The 8,500-nt window shown below is 63.4% G+C and carries 8 protein-coding genes and 1 pseudogene; all 9 read right to left on the reverse strand.

Annotated features, from left to right (window positions below):
• Positions 1 to 690, reverse strand: a pseudogene (locus ABYW26_RS06905) (amino acid ABC transporter permease); the annotation flags it as partial.
• Between the two features lies 1 nt (position 691).
• Positions 692 to 1,948 (reverse strand): amino acid ABC transporter permease, encoded by a 1,257-nt coding sequence (locus ABYW26_RS06910; RefSeq protein WP_372604042.1) that lies wholly within the window; start codon positions 1,946 to 1,948, stop codon positions 692 to 694.
• Positions 1,949 to 2,059: 111 nt separating this feature from the next.
• Entirely contained in the window at positions 2,060 to 3,076 is a 1,017-nt protein-coding gene (locus ABYW26_RS06915; RefSeq protein ID WP_372604043.1) for an amino acid ABC transporter substrate-binding protein, read from the reverse strand.
• Between the two features lie 210 nt (positions 3,077 to 3,286).
• Positions 3,287 to 4,000 (reverse strand): ATP12 family chaperone protein, encoded by a 714-nt coding sequence (locus ABYW26_RS06920; protein WP_372604044.1) that lies wholly within the window; start codon positions 3,998 to 4,000, stop codon positions 3,287 to 3,289.
• Positions 3,997 to 4,659 carry an HAD-IA family hydrolase gene (locus ABYW26_RS06925; protein WP_372604045.1) on the reverse strand — a complete coding sequence of 221 codons (663 nt, stop codon included), beginning with the start codon at positions 4,657 to 4,659 and terminating at the stop codon, positions 3,997 to 3,999. The genes ABYW26_RS06920 and ABYW26_RS06925 overlap by 4 nt, the downstream gene beginning before the upstream one ends.
• Positions 4,656 to 5,705, reverse strand: coding sequence for an RluA family pseudouridine synthase (locus tag ABYW26_RS06930; RefSeq protein ID WP_372604046.1), 1,050 nt, complete (start codon positions 5,703 to 5,705; stop codon positions 4,656 to 4,658). Before ABYW26_RS06930 ends, ABYW26_RS06925 begins: the two co-directional genes overlap by 4 nt.
• Positions 5,702 to 6,079, reverse strand: coding sequence for a fluoride efflux transporter CrcB (gene crcB, locus ABYW26_RS06935; protein ID WP_372604047.1), 378 nt, complete (start codon positions 6,077 to 6,079; stop codon positions 5,702 to 5,704). Before crcB ends, ABYW26_RS06930 begins: the two co-directional genes overlap by 4 nt.
• 31 nt (positions 6,080 to 6,110) lie before the next feature.
• A complete protein-coding gene (locus ABYW26_RS06940) occupies positions 6,111 to 7,427 on the reverse strand; it encodes a replication-associated recombination protein A (protein ID WP_372604048.1) in 1,317 nt (438 codons plus the stop codon).
• A 23-nt stretch (positions 7,428 to 7,450) separates the two neighbouring features.
• Positions 7,451 to 8,500: trypsin-like peptidase domain-containing protein (locus ABYW26_RS06945; RefSeq protein WP_372604049.1), on the reverse strand; the 1,050-nt coding region annotated here is incomplete at its 5' end.

The raw sequence follows: 8,500 nt of genomic DNA on the forward strand, positions 1-8,500 counted from the left end.
CATGAAACCGCCGAATTGCCGGCTTTCGATCGGCTCAAGCATCACCAGCGGGGTCAGGCCTTCGGTGAGGAACTGCGCCACCGGCCCGGCCAGAACTAGCCACCACAGGATCGGCGCGAAGATCGCAAGGATCAGGCCGATCAGGCTGCCCAATCTGCGGCTGCCGACGCCAAAGAATACATAGCCAATGCCAAAACCGAACAGCACCGACAGCGGCAACCAGATCGAGCCGCCCCACAGCAGCCACGGCACCACGAACGGCGCCAGAACCGACAGTCGAAGCATCTGCCGCGGCAGGCCCGAAAACAGCACCGGCGCCAGCGCGGCCATGGCCACCAGAAACGCCAGAATCGGCCGCCAATACAGTTCAGGCGGATAAAAGCCGAACATCAATTGCAGCCAGCGTTCGCGGATCACGCCCCAGCAAGCCTTGTGCGCGTCGGGGCCGAATTGCGTTGCCAGTATTTCGCGGCATTCGTTCAGCGAGCCCGAATTCCACGTCGGCGAGATGATCCAGCTTGCCAGCCCGACCACCACATTCACCAGAATGAACAGCGTCAGCAGGCTAAGCGCCGAATTCACCCAGCCGGAAAACAGGTTGTGCCGCATCCAGCCCAGAATCCCGACTGACGTCGCCGGTGGCGGTTGTTGCGGCAACATTTCGGTGCGGACATAAGACAGATCAGACATCTTAACGCTCCACCAGTTTGACGCGGTTGTTATACCAGTTCATCGCGCCCGAAATGCTGAGCGAGATCACCAGATAAACCAGCATCAACAGCATCACGCATTCCAGCTCGCGACCGGTCTGGTTCATGGTGATACCGCCCAGCGTGCCGGTGATATCCATGTAGCCCACGGCGATGGCCAGCGACGAGTTCTTGGTCAGGTTCAGATATTGCGAGATCATCGGCGGGATGATGATCCGCAGCGCCTGTGGCAGCACCACCAGACGCATCGTCAGATTGGGCCGCAGACCCAGCGCCGAGGCGGCCTCGGTCTGGCCTTTGGACACCGCAACGATGCCCGAGCGGACGATTTCCGCGATGAAGGATGCAGTATACAGCGACAGGGCCAGCCACAGCGCAATCAGCGAATTGCGCATATGGATGCCGCCCTTGAAGTTAAAGCCTTTCAGCTCGGGCGTGCCCAGATAAAAGCCCAGCGCCACCAGCGCCGCCAGAACCGGCAGCACGATGACCGCCAGTTGCGTATACCAGACCGTCGGGCGCAGGCCGGTTTCAACCTGAATCCGCGTGGCACGGCGGCCGATGGCGCGGGCGATGAACAGGCCCGCCGCCAGCACGGCCAGCAGCGCCACAAGGTCAAGACTGATACCAAAGGCGCCGAAAACCGAAAGGTCGCCAAGGCCACGGCTGAACAGCGGTTCGGGCATATAGACGCCGCGATTGGTCAGCGCGACGTGGTCGAACAGGATCATCGAGGCTGTGGCATTATCGCCGCGAAAGGCGTTCGGGGCGGGCAAGGTCTCGATCAAAACCGCCATCGAGAACACGATCCACAACAGCACCGGCACGTTGCGGAACAGCTCGACGTAACCGGTCATCAGCCGCGACAGCAACCAGTTCGGAGACAACCGCATCACGCCGATCAGCACTCCCAGCACCGTCGCCAGCACACAGCCCATCACCGCAATCAGCAGGGTGTTCAGCAGACCGATCACAGCCGCGCGCAGGTGGGTGTCCTGACTGGTATAGTCGATCAGGCGCTGGTTGATGTCATAGCCGGCGGTTTCACCGAAAAAGCCGAAATCAAAGCTTTGGCCCAGCGCGGCAAGGTTGGACAGCGTGTTGTTGATCAGCCACCCGGCCCCCAGCATCGCTGCCATCAGCGCGACAATCTGGATCGTCATCGCCCGATAGCGCGAATCGTAGATCAACATACTCAGTCGAAACGACTGCTTCGGAGTGTCTGTAGAGGTTGTCATTTAGCTCCCCTTGGTGGCCGCAGGGTGCGGTGTTCGATCAACCGAAAGTCCGGCGCTCGGGCCAGCGAAAGGCAGAGGGCGCCGCCAGACCGGGGCGCCCTCTTGGGTCGTTTAGCGGAACGGCGGCGAATACAGCAGGCCGCCGTTGGTCCACAGCGCGTTCAGGCCGCGCGACAGGCCGATCGGGGTGTTTTCACCGATGTTCTTTTCAAAGATTTCGCCATAGTTGCCCGAGGCCATGATCGCCTGTTTGGCCCAATCCGGCGACAGGCCTAACATCTCGCCCAGATTGCCATCGGTGCCCAGCAGGCGGCGCACTTCGGGGTTTTCCGAATTCGCGGCTTTTTCCGTGACGTTGGCCGAGGTCACACCCAGCTCTTCGGCGGTGATCAGCGCGTTCAGAGTCCAGCGCACGATGTCAGCCCAGTTGTTGTCGCCATGGCGCACCAGCGGGCCAAGCGGCTCTTTCGAGATGATTTCGGGCAGCAGCGTATGCTCGCCCGGGGCTTCGAACGTGGCGCGGGTCGCAGCCAGCTGCGAGGCATCGGTGGTGAACACGTCACAGGCACCGGCCAGATACTGCTGTTGCGCTTCGGCGTTGGTTTCGATCGGAACCGGATCGTAATGAATGTTGTTCAGCCGGAAAAAGTCGGTCAGGTTCAGTTCGGTCGTGGTGCCGCTTTGGATACAGATCGTGGCGCCATCCAGTTCTTTCGCCGAGGTCACACCCAAATTCTTGCGCACCATAAAGCCTTGGCCATCGTAATAGCTGACGCCAGCGAAATCGAGGTCCAGATCGACATCACGCGAGAAGGTCCAGGTGGTGTTGCGCGACAGGATATCGACTTCGCCAGCGCGCAGCGCCGAGAACCGGGTTTTCGTGGTCAGCGGCACGAATTCCACCGCGTTCGGGTCGCCCAGCACCGCAGCGGCCACAGCCCGGCACAGCGACACGTCAAAGCCGCCCCAGACGCCGTTCGCATCCGGTGCCGCAAAGCCGACAAGGCCGGTATTCACGCCACATTTAAGTTGTCCGTTTGCCTTGACGCTGTCCACGGTTGCGGCCGAAGCCAGTCCGGCAACCAATCCTGCGGCTGTCAAAGCACCCCAAAATACGGTCTTTTTCATAGTTTACCTCTTCCTGACGCCCCCTGAGTGAAGGCGATGTCCTGCCGCCCCTGCCTGGGCGATCTGAATAAATTTGCGCGAACAATGCCGTGCTTGGTGCCAAGTTTGGTCGCAAGCAGGGGACAGCGTCAAGTCCAGCGGCCATAAACCTAAGGTTACTGGCCGTTATTAGGACCAAAAGTGAACGAATTCGCCTTGTCTGGTGCGGGCCTATTCCGCCCTCAGCAGTTCGAGGAACCGCTCGGCATGCAGAAAGTCCTGACGTTTGGACTCGGCCAGTTCCGCCGCGTCGTCGTCGATACCCCATTGTTCTGCCTGCCAATCTTCGTCGACACGCGACAGCGGCCAAGCGGTTTCGGCATCGACCCGGCCCCGCGCCACGGCAAGGCCAAGGATCAGCGAACCGCTGATCGAGACCAGATCATGCACAGCGGTCAATTCAAAGGCGTCAAGTCCATGCACCAGCGCGGTCAGACGCTCAAGGCTGTCCCGGGGCTGGGTTTGGTGGACCACCCCCTGCGTGGCGCTTAACGGCGCGGACAGCTCTTGCGCGGCCCAGTCCAGATAGGGATCCCACGCCGCCGTCTGCAGGTCGATCAGGGCTTGCGGGCGCTCGGCGCGATAGCACAACAGATCGGTCCCGCCATAAGCGGCGATCAGGTCGGCGACCTCGTCATGCTGGGCGCTGACCTTGTCGATTGCGGCATTGGCCGAGCGGGTCACCGGCATCCGGCGCGGGTCGATCTTTTCCTCGACCGCGTCCCATTCCGCCGCAATCGCCAACGCCAGCGCGCGGCTGGGCACAATCAGGTCAGCCTTGGCCGGGGTTTTCAACGTCCGCACATCCAGCGCCACGCCAAAGCCATCGCCGGTTTCGACCACACTGGCCTGTTTCCAGAACCGCTTTTTCACCCATCCGCTCATTCGTCTCTCCAGATCTCGTCCAGCGCTGGCAGCACGTCGTCGAACCGGGTCAGCACCCGCCGCGCCGCTGTCAGCTGCGCGGGCCGGTGATAGCCCCAGCCGACGCCCAGCCCGGTCACGCCCGCCGCCTGCGCCATATCCATATCAAAGCTGGTGTCCCCTATCACAACCGCATCCCCGGCTTCCACGCCTGTTTCGGCCAGACAGGTCAGAACCATCGACGGGTGCGGTTTCGACGGGTGGTGATCGGCAACCTGCGTGGTCACGAAATACCGGCCCAGATCATGCGCCGCCAAAACGTGATCCAGACCGCGCAGGGATTTGCCGGTGGCAAGGCCCAGCAACACCTCGCCCTGCGCCGCCAGCGCGTCCAGCGCCGCGCGGGCGCCGGGATACAGGGGCGATGGTGCATCCGCCGTGCGCAGATCGTGAAAGGCCTGTTTATAGGTCTCGACCAGCCGGGCGTGGGTGTCGGGGTCGGCGTCCGGGGCCAGCCGCGCCATCGCAGCGGGCAAGGACAGGCCGACGATGCCAAGCACGTCGTCAGGCGCGGGCATACTCTGGGCCGCGAATGCCGCGGCCATCGCGCCTTTGATATGCGCCTGACTGTCGATCAAAGTTCCGTCTACGTCGAAAATCACCAGCCTCAGGCGGCTCATTCCAACTCCTCGAACGGGTCGGCGGGCACGTCCGATTCGCGCCAGTCCAGCAGTTCCCATGTCTTGGCCATATGCGGCGGCAACGGCGCGGTGATCTCAAGCAGCTTGCCGGTCACCGGATGCGTCAACCGGATCGAGCGCGCATGCAGATGCAGTTTGCGGCTAATCTCGCCACCCAATTGCGCGCCCCAGCCATCGCCAAGGTTTTCCTGCCCCGAACCGCCATATTTGCCGTCCCCGATGATCGGGTGGCCGATTTCAGCCATATGCGCCCGCAATTGGTGGGTGCGGCCGGTTACCGGCACCAAAGCCACCCAACTGACCCGCCCGCCCAGCGCCGACAGAACCGCGTAATCGGTCACGGCGCGTTTGGCGTCCGGGGTCTTGTCGACCTCGGCCGGGTGGATACAGATCATTTTCTCGGCCTCGCCCCGGGCGCCATGGCCCGGCGCCTTGAGCAGACCGTATTTGATCGTGCCCATCTGCGGTTTGGGCTGGCCGGCAACGGCGGCCCAGTAAATCTTGCGGGTGTCGCGGTCGCGGAAGGCGCTGGTCAGCTTGGCCGCCACCGCCCGGGTGCGCGCCAGCAGCAGAACGCCCGAGGTGTCCTTGTCCAGCCGGTGCACAAGCCGTGGCTTTTCATCCAGCCCGAATTTCAGCGCCTCGGCCAGACCATCGACATGGCGATCCTGCCCGGTGCCGCCTTGCGTCGGCAGGCCAGCAGGCTTGTTCAGCGCGATGATCTGATCGTCCCGATACAGAACGCAGGACTGGATCAGCTTGGCATCGGCATCCGACACCCGCGAGCGGGCGGCGGGTTTTTCACGCACCTCGGCCTCGTCCGGCAACGGCGGCACGCGCACCATCTGTCCGGCCTCGACCCGGCTGGCGGGTTTGACCCGGCCACCATCGACGCGGATCTCGCCCTTGCGGCACATTTTCTCGATCTTGATCTGGCTGACATGCGGGAACCGGCGGCGGAACCAACGGTCAAGCCGCTGATCGCCTTCGTCTTGCGTCACTTCCAGGGTCTGAACACCGCTCACGCGAAGGCTCCTCGTAACAGGGTAAGCGCCAGCACGATCGCCGCCAGCGACAACAGGACCGACGCCCCGACATAGACTGCCGCGACCGCCACCTGTCCGCGCTCGAACAGGGTGATCGCATCCAGAGAAAACGCCGAAAACGTGGTGAACCCACCCAGCATCCCGGTCATCAACAGCGGCGCATAGCGGGTGCCGCCCTTTTCAGCCAGCACCACCACCAGCGCGCCCATCAGGAACGAGCCGACGATATTCACCGTCAGGGTGCCCCACGGAAATCCGTGCCCCATCAGGCGCGTCGCGCCGAGTCCGGTCAGGTAACGGCAACTGGCGCCGATCGCGCCGCCCAGTGCCACTTGTGCCAATGTAGGTATCATGGGGTCTCTCTCATGCCGGGCGCGACGGTTGTCAACCGCTCTGCCGTTTTGCACGCAGTTTGGCAAAGTAATCGACGCGCTTTTTCAACTCTCGCTCATAACCACGCTCAACCGGCGTGTAATAGACACCGTGTTTCATGCTTTCCGGGAAATAGTTCTGCCCGGAAAAGCCGTCTTCGGCGTCGTGGTCATAGGCATAGCCTGCGCCGTATCCCTGTTCTTCCATTAACCGTGTCGGGGCATTGAGAATATGCTTGGGCGGCGGTTCGCTGCCGGTTTTTTTGGCAGCGGCGCGCGCGTTTTTATAGGCGCTGTAAGCGGCGTTCGACTTGGGCGCCAGCGCCAGATAGATCACCGCTTGTGCCAGCGCCAGTTCGCCCTCGGGGCTGCCCAGACGTTCATACATCGCCCATGCGTCCAGACAGTGTCGCTGGGCCGCCGGGTCGGCCAGACCGATATCCTCGACCGCCATGCGGGTGATGCGGCGGGCCAGATAGCGCGGGTCTTCGCCACCTTCCAGCATCCGCGCCAGCCAATACAGCGCCGCGTCCGGGTCCGAGCCGCGCACCGATTTATGCAGCGCCGAGATCAGGTTGAAATGTTCGTCACCGGACTTGTCGTATTTGGCCGCCCGCTTCATCAGCCGGGTCGCCAGTTGATCCGGGGTCAGCGGTTTGTCGGCCTTCCACGCCGCCACCTGTTCGATCAGGTTCAGCAAGGCCCGGCCATCGCCATCGGCCATCTCAAGCAATTGTTCCCGCGCCGGACCGTTCAGCGGCAAGGCGCGGCCCAGTTCATGTTCGGCCCGCTGCGCCAACAGTTCCAGATGCGCCAGATCCAGCCGTTTCAGCACCAGCACCTGCGAGCGGCTGAGCAGCGCGGCGTTCAGTTCGAAACTGGGGTTCTCGGTGGTGGCGCCGACCAACAGGATGGTGCCGTCTTCCATATGCGGCAGAAACCCGTCCTGCTGTGCTTTGTTAAAGCGGTGGATCTCGTCCACGAACAGCAGGGTGCCCTGCCCGTTGGCGCGGCGCATCTTGGCTGCCTCGAACACTTTGCGCAGTTCGGGCACGCCGGTGAAGATCGCGCTGATCTGGACGAAATGCAGATCGGTCTCATCGGCCAGCAGCCGGGCGATGGTGGTTTTGCCAACCCCCGGCGGCCCCCACAGGATCAACGAGCCCAGACTGTGCGAGGCCAGCATCACCCCCAGCGGTGCATCGGGGCCAAGCACCTGATCCTGCCCGATCACATCCGACAGCTTGCGCGGACGCAGCCGGTCGGCCAAGGGCCGCGGCGCATCTTTGGGCGGATCAGCCGCCGGAATCCGGTCAAACAGGTCACTCATTGCGCAACCCTATCGCGCCTGCGTCAAAGGCGAAAGCGCAAGACGCCACGGGTGCCGCCGCGCAGGTATTCGATCTGCCATGTACGACCGTCCCAGCGGCTTGCGGCCTTCAGGTCCGCAGGCTTGTCGATGCGGGTGTCGTTGACCTGCAACAGGACGTCACCCGCCTGCAGACCGATCCGCGCCGCGACCTCGCCGGGGTCGGTGATCATCACGCCGGTTTCAGTGCCGGACAGGTTATATTCCGACGCGACCGCCGGGTTCACCTGCACCGCAGTCAGCCCGGCCAGCGGGCTTTTGCCGCGCACCGTATAGGCCGCGCGCGGCGGGGTTTCGGGCGGCGCGATCATCGCCACGCGGGTGCTGTGGCGGGTGCCACCGGACAGGTATTGCACCTCGATCTCGCCACCGACACCGACGGCGGACATGCGAAAGATCATCTCTTGCGGGGTGTTCACCGGTGTGCCGCCCAGTTGCAGCACCACATCCCCAACCGCCAGCCCGGCCTTGCGGAACGGGCTGTCCGGATGCAATTCGGTCAGGACCACGCCTTCCGGCAGGCCCATGCCCAGACCCTCGGCCAGCGCGGCATCGACCGCCTGACCACCGACCCCGGCCCAGGGGCGTTCAAAGCTGCTGCGGCCCTGCTGGGCCTGCTCGACAAAGCGCTGCACCAGATTGGCGGGGATGGCAAAGCCGATGCCGTTCGACCCGCCCGAGCGGGTCAGGATCGCGGTGTTGATTCCCACAAGCCGCCCCTGCATATCCACCAGCGCCCCGCCCGAGTTGCCGGGGTTGATGGCAGCGTCTGTCTGAATGAAATAGCCGCGCCCGCTGCCGACCGAAACGCCCGAACGCGCCAGCCCCGAGACAATGCCCGACGACACGGTCTGCCCGATCCCGAACGGGTTGCCGATCGCCAGAACCAGATCGCCGACCTCGATCGTGTCGGAATCGCGCAGCGCCAGAACCGGCAGATCGCGCGCGTCAGACATCTGCAACACGGCGATGTCGGATTCCTCGTCCGCCAGCAAAACCTTGGCGTCGTATTCGCGCCGGTCGTTCAGGACCAC

This window comes from Actibacterium sp. (genome assembly GCF_041584535.1).
Classification (GTDB): domain Bacteria; phylum Pseudomonadota; class Alphaproteobacteria; order Rhodobacterales; family Rhodobacteraceae; genus Actibacterium_D.

Coding starts and splice junctions, on each gene's coding strand:
- ABYW26_RS06925 (WP_372604045.1), bottom strand. CDS start 4,659: ATGAGCCGCCTGAGGCTGGTGATTTTCGACGTAGACGGAACTTTGATC.
- ABYW26_RS06940 (WP_372604048.1), bottom strand. CDS start 7,427: ATGAGTGACCTGTTTGACCGGATTCCGGCGGCTGATCCGCCCAAAGAT.
- crcB (WP_372604047.1), bottom strand. CDS start 6,079: ATGATACCTACATTGGCACAAGTGGCACTGGGCGGCGCGATCGGCGCC.
- ABYW26_RS06920 (WP_372604044.1), bottom strand. CDS start 4,000: ATGAGCGGATGGGTGAAAAAGCGGTTCTGGAAACAGGCCAGTGTGGTC.
- ABYW26_RS06910 (WP_372604042.1), bottom strand. CDS start 1,948: ATGACAACCTCTACAGACACTCCGAAGCAGTCGTTTCGACTGAGTATG.
- ABYW26_RS06915 (WP_372604043.1), bottom strand. CDS start 3,076: ATGAAAAAGACCGTATTTTGGGGTGCTTTGACAGCCGCAGGATTGGTT.